The sequence below is a fragment of the Mesorhizobium sp. RSR565B genome (assembly GCF_054719465.1).
This window is the reverse complement of record NZ_JBTTIE010000001.1, coordinates 1,995,626-2,014,689: the sequence shown is the minus strand read 5'-3', so window position 1 is coordinate 2,014,689 and position 19,064 is coordinate 1,995,626. Positions and strand designations below refer to the sequence as shown.

Below are 19,064 nucleotides of genomic sequence, written 5' to 3'. Positions count from 1 at the left end.
CAGCGCCGACGTTCATAGGCTCACTCAGAGTCCCAACTGAGCCCGCAACTCTTCCGCACTGTTGATCACGACAGCGCCCTTCGGTCCTGCCATCGGCGCTTCCGGCCAGAAGATCGTCCGCATCCCCGCGGCCAGGCCTGATGTGGCGCCGGTAACGCTGTCGTCGACGGCCACCGCGTCTGAAGGATCGACGCCGGCCAGCCATGCGGCGCGCAGGAACGGTTCGGGATGCGGCTTGCCTTCGCGCACGTCGTTTCGGCTGATCGTGCGCATGCCGGGATAGATCAGGCCGACGGCGCTCAGATTTGCATCGACGATCACCCGGTCGGAATTGGACACCACCGCCTGCTGCACGCCGAGCGCGCGCAATTCGTTGAACACTTCGATCGCGCCGGGGCGCGGCTTCAGCGTCTCGGCCATCGGCATGTAGTGATCGTATTTGCGCACGATCCAGTCGTCGAAGGGCAGGTCGAGGCCGAACTCGCTGCGCAGCATCTCGTAGACCGGTGCGGCGGCGACGCCCAGCACCCGCTCATGCAGGTCGGCCGGCGGCGTGATACCGACGCTGCGCAGCGCCGCCACCAAGGCCGCCTCATGCAGCGGCTCGCTGTCGACCAGCGTGCCGTCCATATCCCAGAAAACCGCTTTCGGCGTCATGCGAGGCTCCTTTGCCGATCCCCTTAAAGCGTTTGTATCAGGAGATAAACCGCCGAGCCCGTCCGCTGGCGATTTTCGCTGGGTTGGTTGCCGCGCGGCGGCCGGATCGAAGCAGCAAGCAATTGCCCTGCCGATAGACAATTGCGCGCCGACACATTCCCTGCAAGACTATGACGCTTCGCCTAAGGGCGGGCAAAGGGGCAGGGCTGGAGGCACATTTTGAATTCGCGGCAAGACGGCGGCAGCAGCAGGCTGGACGAGGCAGCGCGCGCCGGCTGGCTTTATTATGTTGCCGGCAACACCCAGGACCAGATCGCCGCCACGCTCGGCATTTCCCGGCAGACGGCGCAGCGGCTGGTGTCGCTGGCGGTGTCGGAGGGGCTGATCAAGGTTCGCGTCGATCACCCGATCGCCAATTGCCTTGATCTCGCAGCTAGACTGAAGTCACGCTTCGCGCTCGACCTCGTCGAAGTGGTGCCGAGCGATCCAACCTCATCCTCGACCACGATCGGCATTGCCGAGGCGGCCGCGGCCGAGATCGAGCGGCGGCTGCGGTCACCGACGCCCATCGTCTTGGCCATCGGCACCGGCCGCACGCTGAAGGCGGCGATCGAGCAATTGCCGCCGATGGAATGCTCGCAGCACAAGGTTGTGTCCTTGACCGGCAACATCTCGCCCGACGGTTCGGCCGCCTTCTACAACGTCATCTTCACCATGGCCGACCGGGTCAAGGCGCGCTCGTTCCCGATGCCGCTGCCGGTCATCGCCTCGTCGCCGGAAGAGCGCGAGATGCTGCTTGCCCAGCCGATGATCCAACCGACGCTGGCGCTGGCCGCGGAAGCCGACGTGACCTTTGTCGGCATCGGCGATCTCGGCCCGAAGGCGCCGCTCTACGAGGACGGTTTTATCTCGGAAAGCGAGCTGAAGGCGTTGCAAAAGGCTGGCGGCGTCGCCGAGATCGTCGGCTGGGTGTTCGATCGGGAAGGCCGCATGATCGAGGGCATCACCAACGACCGGGTATCGTCGGCAGCCTTGCCGTCACGCGAAAAGTCGCTGGTCATTGCGCTCGCCATGGGCGAGCGCAAATTGCCGGGCATCCTGGCCGCTGTGAACCGCCGGCTGGTCAATGGCCTCATCACCGACGAGCGGACCGCCACGGCCCTACTCGACGGCGCCTGATCTGGTGATAAAATCGGCACTGCTATTTGTGCCGTCCGCAAACATCATTTCCATCGAGGAAACCCATGTCGCGCTGCAGATGCGGCGACAATTCCCTGACGTCGACATAGCTGCGGCGGCGGCGTACCAGCAGGGAAAATTCGTGCGCCAGCACGGAAAACCAGCTCCGCGCCGGGGCCGAATGCAGCTTTTCCTGTACCGTGGTCATGATCTTCAGCCTCCGCTATGCTTGAACTGGATTGTTCCTCGACACCAAATATCAGTCTGATCGGCTCCGGCTTCCAATCAAACGTCGATCAAGACCCATAAGGAGGGCTTATGCCCGATCTCAAGGCACCACAGCTCGCCCAGTTGCCGCCGCTGCAGGCCATCAGAGTGTTCGAAGCCGTCGCGCGGCATCTCTCCTTCACCAAGGCCGCGCAGGAACTCGGCATGACGCAGGCCGCCGCCAGCTATCAGATCAAGCTTCTGGAAGAGCGCATCGGTTCGCCGCTGTTCCTGCGCCAGCCGCGCCAGATTGTGCTGACCGAACCCGGCCAGCGCCTGGCGCCCGCCGTCAGCGAGGCGTTCAGCCTGCTCTCAAGCGCCTATTCCGCCGCGCGTGGGGGCGCCGATGGTGTGCTGTGCGTCTCGACGCTGCTGACCTTTGCCTCGAACTGGCTGGCGCAGCACCTCGGCTCCTTCCAGGTCGCGCATCCGTCGCTGGCGGTGCGCGTCGATACCTCGAACAGGGTGATCGATTTTGCCCGCGAGGACATGGACATCGCTATCCGCTCCGGCAGCGGCAAGTGGCCTGGAGTGGAGACCCATCTTTTGTTCAAGGCCGATTTCACCCCGGTGCTGAGCCCGGCACTCGCTGCCACCATAGGTGGCGTCCACGAACCCGCCGACCTGTTCAAGCTGCCCATTCTCGATCCCGGCGACATCTGGTGGCGGGAATGGTTCGCCCTTGCCGGCGTCCCGGCGGACGAACTTGCCAGGCGCACCGGCACCAGCATGGGCGCGCAGGCCTATGAGGCGAACGCGGCCATCGCCGGCCATGGTGTGGCGATCCTGACCACCGCATTGTTCAAGACCGAGCTCGCCGCCGGCCGCCTGATCCAGCCCTTCGACCTGGTCGGCGACGACGGCCACGCCTATTGGCTGGTCTACCCGACGGCGCGTCGCAACGTGCCGAAGATAAAAGCCTTCCGGGACTGGATCCTGGCCGAGATCGCCTGCGCCTGAGGGCGAGCGACTCGCGGATTGATTTCCGAGATGCAAAGCGAGCCATGGATCCGCGACGAATGCTCGCTTTCGCGGACAAACAGCTGCGATCGGGCCACCCGGTTAACCAAGCTTGACAAAAACGCTGTCGATATCACTCGCCCGGCATAGGCTTGTGCTTGTGACGACCCAATTGAGCAGGATCAATCGTCTACAGATTGAAACAGGGTCGATCAGCCGGCTGATGAAAGTCTATCGCGTCGAAGAAATCGAAAACAACACCGTGCGCACGACGCAGGTGATCGAAGCATTTACGCCGTTTCAAGCTGCCGTGAAGGCAATCGGCCGGGAAGTTAGGCTGCGCAAGGACGAGCCCAGCTGGATCCAGGTGACGGAAGTGCTGACCAGAGCCAAGCAAACACGCGACGGCAGGGTTTTCGAATATTCCGTCGGAAGCTACCCGTCCCACGGTTGACGGGCTGGGCCCTATCGCTCCCTTGGCGCCATGATTGGGTTGCGATGGGTCGGCATCAACCCGCTCTCACATCCCGTGCAAACAGCTTCCCAAATCCATTCAATATCCTCTACGCGCGCAACGCCGCGCTCCGCCTTGCGTGCTGCGCTGCAGCATCGAATCTGGCTTGACATAATTTATGCCAAGTGAGTAATTGCCCATTACCAAGGCAAATGCTCATCTTGGTTCATGGGAGGAATTTGATGAAACTGCGCACGCTCACTTTGGGCTTGTTGTCGGCCAGCGCTTTCGCTTTTGCCGCGCATGCCGAATCCATCACCATCGCCACCGTCAACAATGGCGACATGGTCCGCATGCAGAAGCTGACCGACGACTTCACCAAGGCTAACCCCGACGTCACGCTCAACTGGGTCACGCTCGAAGAGAACGTGCTGCGCGAGCGCGTCACCACCGACATCGCCACCAAGGGCGGCCAGTATGACGTTATGACCATCGGCACCTACGAGGTTCCGATCTGGGCCAAGCAGAACTGGCTGTTGCCGCTCGACAAGCTCGGCGACGACTATGACGCCAAGGACATCATCCCGGCCATCGCCGGCGGCCTGTCGGTCGACGGCAAGCTCTATGCCGCGCCCTTCTACGGCGAAAGCTCGTTCGTCATGTACCGCAAGGACCTGATCGAGAAGGCCGGGCTGACCATGCCCGATGCCCCGACCTGGGACTTCATTAAGCAGGCCGCCGACAAGATGACCGACCGCGCCAATGGCGTGAACGGCGTATGCCTGCGCGGCAAGGCCGGCTGGGGCGAGAACACGGCGTTCCTGACGGCCATGTCCAACTCGTTTGGCGCCCGCTGGTTCGACGAGAACTGGAAGCCGCAGTTCGACCAGCCGGAATGGAAGAACACACTGCAGTTCTATGTCGACCTGATGAAGGCCGACGGTCCGGAAGGCGCTTCGTCCAACGGCTTCAACGAGAATCTGGCTCTGTTCCAGCAAGGCAAGTGCGGCATGTGGATCGACGCCACCGTGGCGGCGTCCTTCGTCTCGGATCCGAAGGCCTCGAAGGTGGCCGACAAGGTCGGTTATGCTTTGGCGCCGGACAATGGCCTCGGCAAGCGCGCCAACTGGCTCTGGGCATGGTCGCTGGCGATCCCCGCAGGCACGCAGAAGGCGGAATCCGCCCAGAAGTTCGTCTCATGGGCGACGAGCAAGCACTATGCCGAACTGGTCGCTTCCAAGGAAGGCTGGGCCAACGTTCCTCCGGGAACGCGTTCCTCGCTCTACGCCAATCCCGAGTACCAGAAGGCGGCCCCGTTCGCCAAGATGACGCTGGACTCGATCAATGCCGCCGATCCGGCGCATCCGACGGTCAAGCCGGTGCCCTATGTCGGTGTGCAGTTCGTCGCCATTCCTGAGTTCCAGGGCCTCGGCACAACCGTTGGCCAGCTGTTCTCGGCGGCGCTCGCCGGCCAGACCAGCGTAGACGACGCGCTCAAGCAGGCGCAGGACGCCGCCACGGCGACCATGACCGAAGGCGGTTATATCAAGTAAGGCTCCTCCCGGTGCCGAACGCCGGTCGCCTCCTGACCGGCGATGGCCGCCCGAGTCCCAGTTCGGGCGGCCGCTTTTTCCCCGCTGTGAAAATTCAGTCCGACTAGTGAAGGGTGACCGTCATGGCTACTCAGCAGACCCGTTCGCTTGCCCGCTTCATGATGGCGCCGTCCGTCGTGTTGCTGTTCGTCTGGATGATCGTGCCGCTGGTCATCACCTTTTGGTTCTCCTTCCAGCAATACAATCCGCTGAACCCGATCCGCGACGGCTTCGTCTGGTTCTCGAACTACTCGCTGTTCTATTCCAACCCGGCATTCCTGCAATCGATCCTGAACACGCTCGTCCTGGTCGGCAGCGTGCTGCTGATCACCGTGATCGGCGGCATCATGCTGGCGCTGTTGATCGATCAGCCGATGTGGGGACAGGGGATCGTCCGCATCCTCGTCATCTCTCCGTTCTTCGTCATGCCGCCGGTGGCTGCACTTGTCTGGAAGAACATGATCATGCACCCGCAATACGGCGTCTTTGCCGACATTGCGCGCTTCTTCGGGGCTCAACCGATCGACTGGTTCGGGCAGCATCCGATGCTGGCCATCATCATCATCGTCGCCTGGCAATGGCTTCCCTTCGCCACGCTGATCCTGCTGACCGCATTGCAGTCGCTCGACGGCGAGCAGAAGGAAGCCGCCGAGATGGACGGCGCCGGCTTCGTCAGCCGCTTCATCTATCTGACGCTGCCGCACATGTCGCGCGCCATCACCGTCGTCATCCTGATCCAGACCATCTTCCTGCTGTCGGTCTATGCCGAGATCCTGGTCACCACCAATGGCGGACCCGGCTATGCCTCCACCAACCTGCCCTTCCTCGTCTACCAGAAGGCATTGCTGGAGTTCAAAATCGGCCAGGCATCGGCCGGCGGTGTCATCGCCGTCATTCTCGCCAACATCGTCGCCTTCTTCGCCATGCGCGCGGTGGGCAAGAACCTGGACAAGTAAGGGAGGATACGATGGCACGTGCAGTCACCACCCAACACAAGGTCATTGCGACAGGCGCCGCCTGGATCGTCGCGCTGCTGATCTTCTTCCCGATCCTCTACACGATCATCACCTCGTTCAAGTCGGAGCAGGAGGCCATCCAGGGCTTCGCGCTGATCCCGTCGGGGACGTTCGAGAGCTATACCGAGGTCCAGGCGCAGAGCGGCTACTTCAAGTTCTTCTTCAACTCGGTGCTGCTCTCGGTCGGCTCGACCATCCTGGCCCTGATAGTCGCGGTTCCGGCCGCCTGGTCGATGGCCTTCTCGCCGGGCAAGTGGACCAAGGACATCCTGATGTGGATGCTCTCGACCAAGATGATGCCGGCGGTTGCCGTGCTGTTCCCGATCTACCTCATCTTCCGCGATGCCGGACTGCTCGACAGCCGCATCGGCCTGATGATCATGCTGATGCTGATCAACCTGCCCATCGTGATCTGGATGCTCTACACCTACTTCCGCGAAATCCCCGGCGAAATCCTGGAGGCGGCACGCATGGACGGCGCCACCCTGTGGGGCGAGATCGTCTATGTGCTGACCCCCATGGCCGTGCCGGGCATCGCATCGACCATGCTGCTCAACATCATCCTGGCGTGGAACGAAGCGTTCTGGACCATCCGCCTGACCACCACCGAGGCGGCGCCGCTGACGGCCTTCATCAGTTCGTTCTCAAGCCCGCAAGGCCTGTTCTGGGCCAAGCTTTCGGCGGCCTCGACGCTGGCCATCGCCCCCATCCTGATCATGGGCTGGTTCAGCCAGAAGCAGCTGGTGCGCGGCCTGACATTCGGCGCGGTAAAATAACGGACGTTGCCTGAAGCAATCCGGCCAAATAACCCCTCGGGGAGGAAACCATGGGAAACATCACGCTCAAGAACGTCTCCAAGCATTTCGGATCGACGGTCATCATTCCAGGCCTCGACCTGGTCATCGAGAATGGCGAGTTCGTTGTCTTCGTCGGGCCGTCGGGTTGCGGCAAGTCCACGTTGCTGCGCCTTATCGCCGGGCTCGAGGACACCAGCGGGGGCACCATCAACATCGATGGCCGTGACGTCACCGGCGAGGCGCCGGCCAAGCGCAAGCTGGCCATGGTATTCCAGTCTTATGCGCTCTATCCGCATATGACGGTGGCCAAGAACATCGGCTTCCCGCTGAAGATGGCGGGCGAGGATGTGGCGACGATCGACAAGAAGGTGAAGGACGCAGCCCGGGTCCTCAACCTCACCAACTATCTCGAACGCCGGCCCGGCCAGCTCTCCGGCGGCCAGCGGCAACGCGTCGCCATCGGCCGCGCCATCGTGCGCCAGCCCTCGGCATTCCTGTTCGACGAGCCGCTGTCCAACCTCGATGCCGCACTGCGCGGCACCATGCGGCTCGAAATCAGCGAGCTGCACCATCAGCTCAAGACGACGATGGTCTACGTCACCCACGACCAGATCGAAGCCATGACCATGGCCGACAAAATCGTCGTGCTCAACGCCGGCAACATCGAACAGGTCGGCTCGCCGATGGAACTCTACAAGTCGCCGAAGAACCTGTTCGTGGCGGGCTTCATCGGTTCGCCGAAAATGAACCTGATCGAAGGTGCGCCGGCGGCCAAATACAACGCCAAGACCATCGGCATTCGTCCTGAGCATATGGGGATATCGACCACCGCGGGTGACTGGAAAGCCCTTGTCGGCGTCGCCGAGCATCTGGGCTCCGACACCTTCCTGCATGTCCAGGCCGACGGCGTCGGTCCGCTGACGGTACGCGCCGATGGCGAACTGGCCGTACGCCACGGCGACACCATCTATTTGACGCCGGACAAGGTCCGCATGCATCGCTTCGGCCCCGACGGAAAGGCGCTGACGCAGTGAGACTGAAAGGCAAATCGGCGCTGATCACCGGATCCGCGCGCGGCATCGGCAGGGCTTTTGCCGAAGCCTATACGCGCGAGGGCGCCACGGTGGCCATTGCCGATATCAATCTGGCGGCTGCCGAAAAGACGGCCGCCGAGATTGGCGCCGACGCCTATCCGGTCAGGCTCGACGTCAGCGACCTCGCTTCGATCCAGGCGGCGGTCAAGGCGGTCGAAACAAAGACCGGCGGCCTCGACATACTGATCAACAACGCTGCCTTGTTCGACCTGGCGCCGATCGTCGAGATCACCAAAGCAAGCTACGACAGCCTGTTCTCCGTCAACGTCGGCGGCACCTTGTTCATGCTGCAGGCAGCGGCGCGTTCGATGATCGCAAGGGGCAAGGGCGGCAAGATCATCAACATCGCCAGCCAGGCAGGACGCCGCGGCGAGCCGCTGGTCGCCGTCTATTGCGCCACCAAGGCCGCGGTGATTTCGCTGACCCAGTCCGCCGGGCTCGATCTGATCAAGCACCGCATCAACGTCAATGGCATCGCGCCCGGCGTCGTCGACAGCGATATGTGGGATGAGGTCGATGCGCTGTTCGCCAAATATGAGAACCGGCCGAAAGGCGAGAAGAGGCGGCTGGTCGGTGAGGGCGTGCCCTATGGCCGCATGGGCAAGCCGGAGGACCTGACCGGCATGGCGGTATTCCTGGCCAGCGACGACGCCGAATACATCGTCGCCCAGACCTACAATGTCGATGGCGGCCAATGGATGAGTTGATGGGCCGGGATCACGAAGGCCGCAGCCCGGCCAAAAGGGTAAAAAAATGACCGTGAAACTCTCCTCCTCGATCCTCTCGGAACTCCCCGCCAAGGTCGCCGGTCCCAGATATGATCGCTCCAGGCTCAAACCCGGTATCGTCCATTTCGGCGTCGGCAATTTCCATCGCTCGCATCAGGCGGTCTACCTCGACGATCTCTTCAATTCAGGCATCGGCCATGACTGGGCGCTGGTCGGCGCCGGGGTCTTCGAGGGCGAAAAAATCGGCCGTTCCAAGCTGCAGGAGCAGGACTGGCTGACCACCGTGGTCGAGCAGGATTCCGACCATATGAGCGCCCGCGTCACCGGCGTCATGATCGACTTCCTGACGCCCGGCGATGCCGATGCCATCATCGACCAGCTCGCCGATCCGGCGATCAAGATCGTCTCGCTGACCATCACGGAAGGCGGTTATTTCATCGATCCGGCCTCCGGCAAGTTCAACCCGACCCACCCCGACATCGTCGCCGACGCACAGGCAGGCACGACGCCGAAGACGGTGTTCGGCCTCATCCTTGCGGGCCTGATGCGCCGCCGGGCCGACGGCATCGTGCCGTTCACCGTCATGTCCTGCGACAACATCCCTCACAATGGCCATGTCACCTCGGATGGCGTCATTGGGCTGGCCCGGCTGATCGATGAGGATCTGGCAAACTGGGTCAGCGACAATGTCGCCTTTCCCAACGGCATGGTCGACCGCATCACCCCCGCCACCTCCGACCGCGAGCGCGGCATTCTCGCCACCGAGTTCGGCCTCGAGGACAACTGGCCGGTGTTCTGCGAGCCGTTCAGGCAATGGGTGCTGGAAGACCGTTTCACCGACGGCCGCCCGCCGCTGGAAAAGGTCGGTGTGCAATTCGTGAGGGATGTCGCGCCCTATGAGCTGATGAAGATCCGCATCCTCAATGGCGGTCATGCCACGATCGCTTATCCCGCAGGGTTGATGGACATCCATTTCGTCCATGAGGCGATGCAGGAGCCGCTGGTGCGCGGCTTCCTCGCCAAGCTCGAGCATGACGAGATCATCCCGACGGTGCCGCCGGTGCCGGACACCGTGCTGGAGGATTATTACCAGCTCATCGAGCACCGCTTTTCCAACCCGAAGATCGGCGACACCATCCGTCGGCTTTGCCTCGACGGTTCCAACCGGCAGCCGAAATTCATCATCCCGACCATTGCCGACCGGCTGAAGGCCGGCAAAGGCGTCGCGGGTCTGGCGCTCGAGTCCGCGCTGTGGTGCCGCTACTGTTTCGGCACCACAGACAGCGGCGCGGTCATAGAGGCCAACGACCCGAGTTGGGACCGGCTGCAGGCAAGCGCGAAGGCGGCGAAGGATAAGCCCGGTGCCTGGCTTGCGATGGAGGATATCTATGGCGGTGTCGGCCGCTCGGCGCCGTTCGCCGAGGCCTTTGCCCATGCGCTCAACGTCTTGTGGGCGAATGGCACGCGCGCGACGCTGACGCGCTACATCTCCGGCAAGCTCTGACGCCAGCCGCAATGACGCCCGAACTGGTCATCTTCGACTGTGACGGCGTGCTGGTCGACAGCGAGGCGCTGTCGGTTTCGGCTCTGCTCGGCATGATCTCTGCCGCCGGGGGCTCGGTCAGCGAAGATACCGCCTACGAGCATTTCCTAGGCAAGAGCATGAAGAGCGTGCGCGAGATACTTCTTCGCGATTTCACCATCGACATCACCGACGTGCATCTGACCGACATGCGCGTCGAACTGATGCGCAAATTCCGCGAGGAGTTGAAGCCGATTCCCGGCATCAGCGACATCCTGCCGAGGCTGGGCGTACCCTGCTGCGTCGCTTCCTCCGGCACGCTCGACCGGATACGCTACGCGCTCGACGTCACCGGTCTGCTCGGCCTGCTCGAGCCGCATCTGTTCAGTGCCGCCATGGTCGCGCGCGGCAAGCCGGCGCCGGATCTTTTTCTCCATGCCGCCGCCGCCATGGGCGCGCATCCCGGTAATTGCATCGTAATCGAGGACAGCCCTGCCGGCATCGCAGCGGCGCGTGCGGCCGGCATGCGCGTCTTTGCTTTCACCGGCGGTTCGCACGCCGGCAACCCGGCCTTGAAAGCGCGGCTTGCGTCGAGTGAACCGGACTTTATATTCGCGGACATGCTGCAATTGCCCGATCTGATTGCAGGCTAGAGCATGATGCCGAAAAGTGTGAATCGGTTTTCGGAACGACATCATGCTCTACTTCTTTGATTTAGAGACGGATTCAGATTTCGGGTCGAACAGACCTGAAATCATCCGGCTCTAGGGAGCGAGAGTAAAGGCATCTTGACGAAAAGCTTCGTTTGCGCGGTCGATGTCGGCACCGGGAGCGCCCGCGCGGGCATTCTCGATACGTCAGGCACCTTGCTCGGACGCGCCGAGCATCCGATCGTCATGAACCAGCCGAAGGCCGATCACGCCGAGCACAATTCGCAGGATATCTGGTCGGCGGTCTGCATCGCGGTGCGTGCCGCGCGCGAAAAGGCCGGTGTGTCAGCCGACGATATTGTCGGCATGTCGTTCGACGCCACCTGCTCGCTGGTGGTGCTGGACAGGAATGCCGGCCAGCTCAGCGTCTCGGTGACGGGCGAACGGCGCTGGGACACCATCGTCTGGCTCGACCATCGCGCCATCGCCGAGGCAGATGAATGCACCGATAGCGGCCACGCCGTACTCGACTATATCGGTGGCGTCATGTCGCCGGAAATGGCGACGCCGAAGCTGATGTGGCTGAAGCGCAATCTGCCGGGAACTTGGCATGAAGCCGGCTACCTATTCGACCTCACCGATTTCCTGACCTGGAAGGCGACCGGGTCGCTGGCGCGCTCGCAATGCACGCTGACCGCCAAATGGACCTATCTGGCGCATGAGGAAACCGGCTGGCGCCGTGACTTCTTCGACAGGGTCGGGCTTGGCGATCTGTTCGAACACGGCAGCCTGCCGGAGAAGGCAAGTGCTGTCGGCGCAGACATCGGCACGCTCACCCCTGAAGCGGCGGCGGAGTTGGGCTTGAGCGAAAACTGTCGGGTCGGCGCCGGCGTCATCGATGCCTATGCCGGCGCGCTTGGCGTGCTCGGCGGCTTTGCTGGCGACGAGCAGAATATCGGCCGCCATCTGGCATTGATCGCCGGCACCTCGTCCTGCGTCATGGCGATGTCGCCCGACCCGCAGCCTTTCGCCGGCGTCTGGGGTCCATACTATGGCGCCGCACTGCCAAAACTCTGGCTGTCGGAAGGCGGCCAGTCGGCGACCGGTGCGCTGCTCGACCATATCATCCGCTGGCACGGCGCCGGCGGCGAGCCGGACGCGGCCATGCATGCAAAAATCGCCAGGCGCGTCGCCGAACTGCGCAGCACCGAAGGTGACAAGCTGGCGGCAAGGCTGCATGTGCTGCCGGATTTCCATGGCAACCGCTCGCCGCTTGCCGATCCGCATGCGGTCGGTGTGGTCAGCGGGCTGACGCTGGATTCCTCCTTCGACAGTCTGTGCAAGCTGTATTGGCGCACCGCCGTCGGCATCGCGCTCGGCGTGCGCCATGTGCTGGAGGCGCTGAACGAGAACGGCTATCTCATAGACACGCTGCATGTCACCGGCGGCCACACCAAGAACCCGTTGCTGATGGAGCTCTATGCCGACGCCACCGGCTGCGCGGTGATCGAGCCGCTGGCCGACGAAGCCGTTCTGCTCGGCACCGGCATGGTCGCCGCCACTGCCGCTGGCCTGTTCCCGGACCTGAATGCCGCCTGCGTCGCCATGCAGCAAGGCGGCAGGGCGCGCACCTCGAACCCGACCGCGTCAGGCCGCTTCGACCGCGACTACAGGATCTTCCTCGAAATGCACCGCCAGCGGCAGGCGCTCGACGCCATCAACTAGAGCAATTCCAGGAAAAGCGTGAAACGGTTTTCCGTCCGGAATTGCGTACCAAATCTAGGCCTCCTCTCGCCGGCGCAAGGATGCGCCGGTCGCCGCGTCGAACAGATGCACGCTCTCCTCCTCGAATGTGTAGCGCACAGGCGCGCGCAACGCCGGGCATTCGCGGGCCGATACCAACGCGCCGACCTCCTTGCCGCCGCAGGCGAACGTCACCAGCGCGTCATTGCCGTGGAACTCGATGAGGTCGGCGGTGCCTTGCAGAAGATTGATGCTCTGAGCACCGGCGGTCTTCAGGTCCGGCGGTCGGATTCCAAGCACGGCGCGATGGACGCCGCGCAGATCGAAGCCCAGGCCTTCTATGAAGAAGGTCGAGCCGCCGCCTGTCAGCGTCCAGCGTTCGTCCTTCCGCCCGACGGCCACGTCGATGAAATTCATGTTCGGCGTACCGATGAAGCCGGCGACGAACAGATTGCCCGGCTGGCGATAGATCTCCGCAGGCGAGCCGATCTGTTCGATGACGCCATCCCTGAGCAGCACTATCCGGTCGGCCAGCGTCATCGCTTCGAGCTGGTCGTGGGTGACATAGACGGTAGTGGTCTTCAGCGACTGGTGCAGGCGGGCGATTTCGACCCGCATATGGTTGCGAAGTTTGGCGTCGAGATTCGACAGCGGCTCGTCGAACAGGAACACTTTCGGCGTCTTGATCATGGCGCGCGCAATCGCCACGCGCTGCTGCTGGCCGCCGGAAAGTTCGGTCGGCTTGCGGGCGAGGTAAGGTTCGAGGCCGAGCGTCGTTGCCACCGCCTCGACCCGCTTCCGGATCTCGGCCGGGGGCACTTTCTGTCGCTTGAGCCCAAAGGCGATATTGTCGAAGATCGTCATATGCGGGTAGAGCGCATAGTTCTGGAAAACCATGGCAATGCCGCGCTCGCCGGGCTCGAGATCGTTGACCACTTTGCCGCCGATCGACACTTCCCCGCCGCTGATATCCTCCAGTCCGGCCAGCATCCTGAGCAAGGTCGACTTGCCGCAGCCGGACGGGCCGAGGAATACGACGAATTCGTGCTCCTCGATCGAGAGATTGAGGTCTCGAATGACGGTAGTGGCGCCGTAAGCCTTGTCGACATGGGAGCAAACGATCGCGGACATGGTCAGCCCTTCTCGCCGGTAAGAAGGATTTGCAGCTTGACGTCTTGCGGCTTGCCTTGCGCCGCCCGCTCGAAGGCCTCGATGCTGTCCGAGAAATCATAAGTGCCGGTGATCAGCGGCTTGAGGTCGACCTTCCCCGAGGCGATCAGCTGCAGCGCGCGGTCGAAGATGTTGGCGTAACGGAACACCGTCTCGATGCGCACTTCCTTGGAGATCGCCGCCGGAACGTTGAGGCTGACCGGTTCGACCGGCAGTCCGACCAGCACCACCGCGCCGCCCGGCCGCACGACATCGAACAGGTCGGAGAATGCCTTCGGGCTGCCGCTCGCCTCGAACACGATATCCGCGCCCCAATTGTCGGTCGCGGCGGAGACTGCGTCGACCAGCGATTGCTCACCTATATTGACCGGCACGATGCCGGGATATTGCGCGGCAATCTTGAGCTTGGGTGCGGAAAAATCGGAGATCAGCACCTTCGAGCAGCCGCCGGCCAGCGCCGCCAGCGCGATCATGATGCCGATCGGGCCGCAGCCGACGACGACGGCGACGTCGCCAGGCACGATGCGGGCGCGGCGCGCCGCCTGCATGCCGATGGCAAAGGGTTCGACCATCGCGCCTTCGGCGAAGGTGACATTGTCCGGCAGTCTGTAGGTGAAGGCGGCCGGGTGCACGGCATAGGGCGCCAGCACGCCATGCACAGGCGGCGTCGCCCAGAAGGAGACGTCAGGGTCGACATTGTAGATGCCGAGCCTGGTCGCGCGCGACGACAGGTTCGGCACGCCCGGCTCCATGCAGACGCGGTCGCCGACCTTCAGCGTGCCGACATTGGCGCCGATCTCGACGATCGTTCCCGCGGCTTCGTGGCCGAGCACCATCGGGGCCCGCACGACATAGCTGCCGATGGCGCCATGGGTGTAATAGTGCACGTCGCTGCCGCAGACGCCGACCGTGTGGATGGCGATCTTGACATCGCCCGGTCCGACGTCGAGCGGCAGCGCGATCTCGCGCAGCGACAGTTCGCCTTTTTTCTCAAGCACCAGTGCCCGCATAGGTAAGTCCTCGCATCAAGTCTTTTTTTGCCGGAAAACGGAATTCAGGAAGCCGCTGAGCACGCCGAGGAACAGCAGCGGCGGTAGCGACAACAGCACGACCGAGGCGTTGAGGATTCCCCACGGCACGTTCATGCCTTGCTGTGAAAGTTCGGAAGCGACGATCGGCAATGTCTTGGCGTTGGAACTGGACAGCATCAGCGCGATCAGGAATTCGTTCCACACCAGCACGAAGCTGAAGGCGACGGCGCCGATCAGCGAGCGCGCCGCTACCGGCAGCGCAATGCGCCAGAACACCGAGTAAGCGCCGTAGCCGTCGACGAAAGCGGCTTCCTCGATTTCCTTCGGCACGGCCTGGAAGGCGGGAATGGCGAGCCACATGATCACCGAGATGGTGAGCAGCGAATAGGTGACGATCAGCGCCGGCAAGGTGTCGTAGAGCCCGATCTGCAGCCAGATCACCATCAGCGGAATGGCGACCGCCACCGGGGGCAGGAAGCGCAGCGACAACACGAAGAACTGGATGTCGCCAGCGAAGCGATTGGGATAGCGCGCCACCGCATAGGCTGCCGGAAGGCCGAGCATGACGCCGATCAGCACGGCGACGCCGCAGGAAATGACCGAGTTATAGAGACCGGTCATGACGCTGTCGCGGCCGATGATGTAGCTGATATTGTCGAAGGTCGGGGTAAACACCAGGCGCGGCACGCGGGTGATGATGTCGACATTGTTCTTCAGCGAATTGACCGCCGTCCAGGCGAGCGGAAACACCGCCATGAAGCCGGCGAAGGCTAGGATGATCTTGCCGATGAGGCGGCCCGGTCTCATGCGATACGGCCTCATGCCTGCACCCGCTTCCACAGCATGGTGAAGGTGATGACAGTCGCGATCATCATCAGCACCGCCATGGCCGAGGCATAGGACACCTTGCCGGATTCGATGAAGCCTTGCGAGAAGGCGTACATGTCGAGCGTCTCGGTCGCCACGCCCGGCCCGCCGCGCGTCATCACATAAATCAGGTCGAAGGAGCGCAGCGATTCGATCATCTTGACGAACATCAGGCTGATCAGCGGCGCCTTCAGCATAGGCAAGGTCACATAGGCATGGATCTGCCAGCGTTTGGCGTGGTCGAGCCGCGCCGCTTCGATCGGCTGCGGCGGCAAGGTCTCCAGAAGCTTCAGCACGATGACCGCGAAGAACAGTCCCCACTGCCAGACATCGACCGAGGCGACGGCAAACAGGGCCGTCGACGGCTTCGACAGCGGGTCGAAGATCAGCCCGCCGGTGATCAGTCTGTAGGGATAGGTGGCGATGCCGTAGAGCGGATGATAGGCAAACTTCCACACGAAGGCCGCCGAGACACGCGGCAACAGCACCGGGATGATGAACAGCAGGCAGTAGATGTTGCGCAGCCGCGGCGACGCTACTTCGAACATCAGCACGCCGAGCCCGATCGCCACCATCATCGTCGCCACCACGGTGACGATTTCCCACTTCACCGAAACCCAGACCGCGTTGAGGAAACGCCGGTCGGCGAACAGGTCGATGAAGTTCGACAGCCAGACCCAGGAATAGTCCGACGAGCTCAGCTCGCGGTTCTGCAGCGCAATGACGATGGCGTACAGCGTCGGCACCATCGACAGCACCAGAAGAATGGCGAGCGTCGGAACCAGAAACGTCACGGGCAGGGAAGAGCGTCGGCGCATTGCCTATCCTCGGGCTGTGCCTTTTTGGGGAGAACCCGCGGCGCACAGGTCCCGGCATCCGGTCGAATGCCGTGGACCGCGCGCCGCGGGCGGGAGGATTACTTCTTCTTCACCAGCTCGTTGGCGTAGGCCTCGAGTTCGTCGAGGCCGCCCTTGACGTCGGTGCGCGTGCCGGTGACCAGCTCTTCCAGGATGATGCCCCAGCGGTCGCCGAGATCCGGCCAGCGCGGATCCTGCCAGAAGTTCACCGCCGTCACCTTGCCGGTATCGGCAAGCGCCTGGCCGAGATCGGCGCCATAGATGTCGGCGAACTCCTTGCTGGACAGCACGCTGGTGCGGTTGAGCTCGCCGAACTGGTGCGCGTCGAGCCGGCGCTTCTCGTTCTCCTTCGACGTCGCCCAGGCGATGAACAGGCCGGCGCATTGCTTCGCGGCGTCATCGGCATTGGCCTTGGCGGCGATGGCGAGGCCGTGGCCGTAGCCGCCGCCGGTCAGTGGCGAGGGCGGCGGCAGGAAGCCGATCTTGCCGACCACTTGCGAGGTCGTCGGGTCGACCGCCATGCCCGACAGCGGCGTCGATTCGACCAAGATGGCAACCTGGCCCGACAGGAAGGCGCCGGTCGATTCATCCCAGCTGCCGGTCTGCGTGCCGGGCGCTGAATCCTTGAACAGTTTAAGATAGGTCTCGGTCGCTTTGACCGCGGCCTCGGAGTTGAAAGCCGGCTTGTCACCGTCGAACCATTTTCCGCCATAGGCCTTGAAGAACGGCATCCAGCGCCAGACATTGGCGCCCGAGCCACGCGCGCCGCGCAGCGCGATGCCGTACATGCCCTTGTCGGGATCAGTCAGCTTCGGCACGTCGGCGATCAACTCGTCCAGCGTCTTCGGCGGCTGGATGCCGGCGGCTTCCAGAATGTCCTTGCGGTAGACCATCAGGTCGCCGCCGCCGGTCAGCGGCGCGAACCACACCTTGCCGTCATAGGTGGCGACCTTCTGCCGGCCCGGGTCGAAATCGGCGTAGTCGTAGTCAGCCGGGTAATAGTCGGTGAGCGGCACGATCCATTTCGACGAGGCGAACAGCGCGACATTGGCTTCGTCGACATAGTAGACGTTGTAGTTGCCCACCGTGGACGCATCGGCGCGCGATTTCGCCCGGCGGTCGTTCTCGTTGAGATAGTCGATCTGGAAGCTGGCGCCGGCCAGTTTCTGGAACTCGTCCTTGGACGCCTCCAGCAGCGTCAGCCCGTCACGCGGTTGCGCCAGCACCTTGACCGGCGCCGAGCAGACCGGCGCCGCCAGCGCCATGGTCGAGAGGGTCGTGGTAAGCATGAAAGCTGCGCTTATGCTCGCAGCGAGCCGAATTGGTTTCATTGATTTTCTCCTCCAGGAACAGTCGCAGGAAGCGGAAGTCTTCGGTTGCGCGATCCTCGCCATCGCCCGAGCGACAAGCCACCCATCGCCAAAATGAGGAGTTGCTAAAGGCCGCGCTAGAAGCCCCGTTGCAGCAGACCTGTACTTTTATGCATTGTGCGCTGCAAAATCCGGCCCGCCTGCACGGCCTCTGTCACATGAGTACCGATGGAGTGAGGAAGGCCGGTTTTCAGGCGCGCATCGTCATCCGCTGCTTCGACAGCTTGCGGTAGGATGACGGCGTCATCCGGTGCTTGCGCAGGAAGGCGCGGTTGAAGTTGGAGATGTTCATGTAGCCGACCTGGAAGCAGATGTCGGTGATCGGAATATCGGTGTCCGCCAGCAGCTTGCAGGCTTGCCAGAGCCGGAGCTTGGCGATGTGGTCGCTGAAACTGTTGCCGGTGTTCTTCTGGAAGAAGCGCGAAAACGTGCTTTCGCTCATCCCGGCCAGCTCCGCCGCCTCCGGCAGCTTCAGATCCTCGGCGAAATGCTGGAAGAGATAGGTCAGCGTGCGCTGGATGATGTCCAGCGAGGTTGCGTCGAGCGCGGGTGAGAAATCCGGCGAGGACAAAAGCTCGTATTCGTCTGTCCTGGCCAGCAGATCGACCAGTTCGAGGAAGAGGCAAAACCGGGCGAGCCCGTGCACGGTGCCCATCCGTTCCATCAGCGCAGCGCCGTCGAGCGCGGCGCGGCCATGGAAGACGATGCCGCGCAGCGATCGCTCCAGGAACGGTTCCAGTTCGCGCAGCTCCGGCAGCAGTCCCGCCGAGCCGCGCAGCCGCTGCGGATCGAATTGCAGCACGATGTCGCGTCCTTCGATCAGCTCGCCGGGTTGCACCGATGTCACCCAGTCATGCGGCAGCCCGCCGCCGACGATGCTCAGGTAGCCCGGCCCGAATTCGCCGATGTGATCGCCGACCAGCGCGACCCCGGAAGACTTCCGCAGGAGATGGATCTCGTATTCCGGATGAAAATTCCAGACATTGCGCTCCCAGGGATAGTCGTCGAGCCGCCACAGGAAACTGTCGCTCGCCTCGGTGACGATGTGCTCGAAAGCCGGCACCGTGCGAGGGATCGCGGCCGTGTTCTTTCTGCGCCTGAATGCCATCG

The 19,064-nt window shown here is 63.0% G+C and carries 19 protein-coding genes; 11 read left to right on the top strand and 8 right to left on the bottom strand.

Annotation, left to right across the window (positions count from 1 at the left end; all coding sequences use genetic code 11):
* Window positions 1–24: 24 nt before the first annotated feature.
* On the bottom strand, window positions 25–657 hold the full coding sequence (locus tag ACYG9R_RS09610) for an HAD family hydrolase (protein WP_023671242.1): 633 nt from the start codon (window positions 655–657) through the stop codon (window positions 25–27).
* Between the two features lie 219 nt (window positions 658–876).
* Between ACYG9R_RS09610 and ACYG9R_RS09605 the strand changes: the two genes are divergently transcribed.
* Window positions 877–1,836 carry a sugar-binding transcriptional regulator gene (locus tag ACYG9R_RS09605; RefSeq protein WP_023689163.1) on the top strand — a complete coding sequence of 320 codons (960 nt, stop codon included), beginning with the start codon at window positions 877–879 and terminating at the stop codon, window positions 1,834–1,836.
* Between the two features lie 22 nt (window positions 1,837–1,858).
* Here ACYG9R_RS09605 and ACYG9R_RS09600 read toward each other — a convergent pair whose 3' ends face one another.
* Window positions 1,859–2,044, bottom strand: coding sequence for a hypothetical protein (locus ACYG9R_RS09600; protein ID WP_023732685.1), 186 nt, complete (start codon window positions 2,042–2,044; stop codon window positions 1,859–1,861).
* Window positions 2,045–2,154: 110 nt separating this feature from the next.
* Here ACYG9R_RS09600 and ACYG9R_RS09595 point away from each other — a divergent pair, with 110 nt between their 5' ends.
* The 10 genes from ACYG9R_RS09595 to ACYG9R_RS09550 all read left to right on the top strand — a co-directional run bounded on the left by ACYG9R_RS09595 (window position 2,155) and on the right by ACYG9R_RS09550 (window position 12,641).
* Entirely contained in the window at window positions 2,155–3,063 is a 909-nt protein-coding gene (locus ACYG9R_RS09595) for a LysR substrate-binding domain-containing protein (protein ID WP_023671245.1), read from the top strand.
* Window positions 3,064–3,175: 112 nt separating this feature from the next.
* Window positions 3,176–3,517, top strand: coding sequence for a hypothetical protein (locus ACYG9R_RS09590; RefSeq protein WP_155923262.1), 342 nt, complete (start codon window positions 3,176–3,178; stop codon window positions 3,515–3,517).
* A 242-nt stretch (window positions 3,518–3,759) separates the two neighbouring features.
* Window positions 3,760–5,070: an ABC transporter substrate-binding protein gene (locus ACYG9R_RS09585; protein WP_023823955.1), complete on the top strand. Its 1,311-nt coding sequence runs from the start codon at window positions 3,760–3,762 to the stop codon at window positions 5,068–5,070.
* Between the two features lie 122 nt (window positions 5,071–5,192).
* A complete protein-coding gene (locus ACYG9R_RS09580; RefSeq protein WP_023711367.1) occupies window positions 5,193–6,065 on the top strand; it encodes a carbohydrate ABC transporter permease in 873 nt (290 codons plus the stop codon).
* Between the two features lie 11 nt (window positions 6,066–6,076).
* Complete coding sequence (locus tag ACYG9R_RS09575; protein ID WP_023671250.1) at window positions 6,077–6,901, top strand: carbohydrate ABC transporter permease; 825 nt, start codon at window positions 6,077–6,079, stop codon at window positions 6,899–6,901.
* A gap of 50 nt (window positions 6,902–6,951) precedes the next feature.
* Window positions 6,952–7,956: an ABC transporter ATP-binding protein gene (locus ACYG9R_RS09570; protein WP_023689168.1), complete on the top strand. Its 1,005-nt coding sequence runs from the start codon at window positions 6,952–6,954 to the stop codon at window positions 7,954–7,956.
* On the top strand, window positions 7,953–8,723 hold the full coding sequence (locus ACYG9R_RS09565; protein WP_023823954.1) for an L-iditol 2-dehydrogenase: 771 nt from the start codon (window positions 7,953–7,955) through the stop codon (window positions 8,721–8,723). The genes ACYG9R_RS09570 and ACYG9R_RS09565 overlap by 4 nt, the downstream gene beginning before the upstream one ends.
* Before the next feature lie 46 nt (window positions 8,724–8,769).
* The gene (locus ACYG9R_RS09560) at window positions 8,770–10,248 is read left to right on the top strand and encodes a mannitol dehydrogenase family protein (RefSeq protein WP_023823953.1); all 1,479 of its coding nucleotides are present in this window, start codon (window positions 8,770–8,772) and stop codon (window positions 10,246–10,248) included.
* Between the two features lie 11 nt (window positions 10,249–10,259).
* Complete coding sequence (locus tag ACYG9R_RS09555; RefSeq protein WP_023729776.1) at window positions 10,260–10,919, top strand: HAD family hydrolase; 660 nt, start codon at window positions 10,260–10,262, stop codon at window positions 10,917–10,919.
* Between the two features lie 135 nt (window positions 10,920–11,054).
* The gene (locus ACYG9R_RS09550; protein ID WP_023823952.1) at window positions 11,055–12,641 is read left to right on the top strand and encodes an FGGY-family carbohydrate kinase; all 1,587 of its coding nucleotides are present in this window, start codon (window positions 11,055–11,057) and stop codon (window positions 12,639–12,641) included.
* A 54-nt stretch (window positions 12,642–12,695) separates the two neighbouring features.
* On the opposite strand, the gene ACYG9R_RS09545 is transcribed toward ACYG9R_RS09550, so the two are convergent.
* The 6 genes from ACYG9R_RS09545 to ACYG9R_RS09520 form a co-directional block, all read right to left on the bottom strand.
* Entirely contained in the window at window positions 12,696–13,790 is a 1,095-nt protein-coding gene (locus tag ACYG9R_RS09545; protein ID WP_023700457.1) for an ABC transporter ATP-binding protein, read from the bottom strand.
* 2 nt (window positions 13,791–13,792) lie between these two features.
* Complete coding sequence (locus ACYG9R_RS09540; protein WP_023700456.1) at window positions 13,793–14,839, bottom strand: NAD(P)-dependent alcohol dehydrogenase; 1,047 nt, start codon at window positions 14,837–14,839, stop codon at window positions 13,793–13,795.
* Window positions 14,840–14,854: 15 nt separating this feature from the next.
* On the bottom strand, window positions 14,855–15,667 hold the full coding sequence (locus ACYG9R_RS09535; protein ID WP_023671259.1) for a carbohydrate ABC transporter permease: 813 nt from the start codon (window positions 15,665–15,667) through the stop codon (window positions 14,855–14,857).
* 11 nt (window positions 15,668–15,678) lie between these two features.
* The gene (locus ACYG9R_RS09530; RefSeq protein ID WP_023683583.1) at window positions 15,679–16,545 is read right to left on the bottom strand and encodes a carbohydrate ABC transporter permease; all 867 of its coding nucleotides are present in this window, start codon (window positions 16,543–16,545) and stop codon (window positions 15,679–15,681) included.
* Window positions 16,546–16,643: 98 nt separating this feature from the next.
* Window positions 16,644–17,915: an ABC transporter substrate-binding protein gene (locus ACYG9R_RS09525; RefSeq protein ID WP_023823951.1), complete on the bottom strand. Its 1,272-nt coding sequence runs from the start codon at window positions 17,913–17,915 to the stop codon at window positions 16,644–16,646.
* 229 nt (window positions 17,916–18,144) lie between these two features.
* Window positions 18,145–19,062 (bottom strand): AraC family transcriptional regulator, encoded by a 918-nt coding sequence (locus ACYG9R_RS09520; RefSeq protein ID WP_023671262.1) that lies wholly within the window; start codon window positions 19,060–19,062, stop codon window positions 18,145–18,147.
* Window positions 19,063–19,064 lie beyond the last annotated feature (2 nt).

Excerpts from the sequence above, each read along its gene's own strand:
- ACYG9R_RS09610 (WP_023671242.1), bottom strand. The coding sequence starts at position 657 with ATGACGCCGAAAGCGGTTTTCTGGGATATGGACGGCACGCTGGTCGAC.
- ACYG9R_RS09600 (WP_023732685.1), bottom strand. The coding sequence starts at position 2,044 with ATGACCACGGTACAGGAAAAGCTGCATTCGGCCCCGGCGCGGAGCTGG.
- ACYG9R_RS09595 (WP_023671245.1), top strand. The coding sequence starts at position 2,155 with ATGCCCGATCTCAAGGCACCACAGCTCGCCCAGTTGCCGCCGCTGCAG.
- ACYG9R_RS09585 (WP_023823955.1), top strand. The coding sequence starts at position 3,760 with ATGAAACTGCGCACGCTCACTTTGGGCTTGTTGTCGGCCAGCGCTTTC.
- ACYG9R_RS09580 (WP_023711367.1), top strand. The coding sequence starts at position 5,193 with ATGGCTACTCAGCAGACCCGTTCGCTTGCCCGCTTCATGATGGCGCCG.
- ACYG9R_RS09575 (WP_023671250.1), top strand. The coding sequence starts at position 6,077 with ATGGCACGTGCAGTCACCACCCAACACAAGGTCATTGCGACAGGCGCC.
- ACYG9R_RS09570 (WP_023689168.1), top strand. The coding sequence starts at position 6,952 with ATGGGAAACATCACGCTCAAGAACGTCTCCAAGCATTTCGGATCGACG.
- ACYG9R_RS09560 (WP_023823953.1), top strand. The coding sequence starts at position 8,770 with ATGACCGTGAAACTCTCCTCCTCGATCCTCTCGGAACTCCCCGCCAAG.
- ACYG9R_RS09555 (WP_023729776.1), top strand. The coding sequence starts at position 10,260 with ATGACGCCCGAACTGGTCATCTTCGACTGTGACGGCGTGCTGGTCGAC.
- ACYG9R_RS09545 (WP_023700457.1), bottom strand. The coding sequence starts at position 13,790 with ATGTCCGCGATCGTTTGCTCCCATGTCGACAAGGCTTACGGCGCCACT.
- ACYG9R_RS09540 (WP_023700456.1), bottom strand. The coding sequence starts at position 14,839 with ATGCGGGCACTGGTGCTTGAGAAAAAAGGCGAACTGTCGCTGCGCGAG.
- ACYG9R_RS09535 (WP_023671259.1), bottom strand. The coding sequence starts at position 15,667 with ATGAGACCGGGCCGCCTCATCGGCAAGATCATCCTAGCCTTCGCCGGC.
- ACYG9R_RS09530 (WP_023683583.1), bottom strand. The coding sequence starts at position 16,545 with ATGCGCCGACGCTCTTCCCTGCCCGTGACGTTTCTGGTTCCGACGCTC.
- ACYG9R_RS09525 (WP_023823951.1), bottom strand. The coding sequence starts at position 17,915 with ATGAAACCAATTCGGCTCGCTGCGAGCATAAGCGCAGCTTTCATGCTT.
- ACYG9R_RS09520 (WP_023671262.1), bottom strand. The coding sequence starts at position 19,062 with ATGGCATTCAGGCGCAGAAAGAACACGGCCGCGATCCCTCGCACGGTG.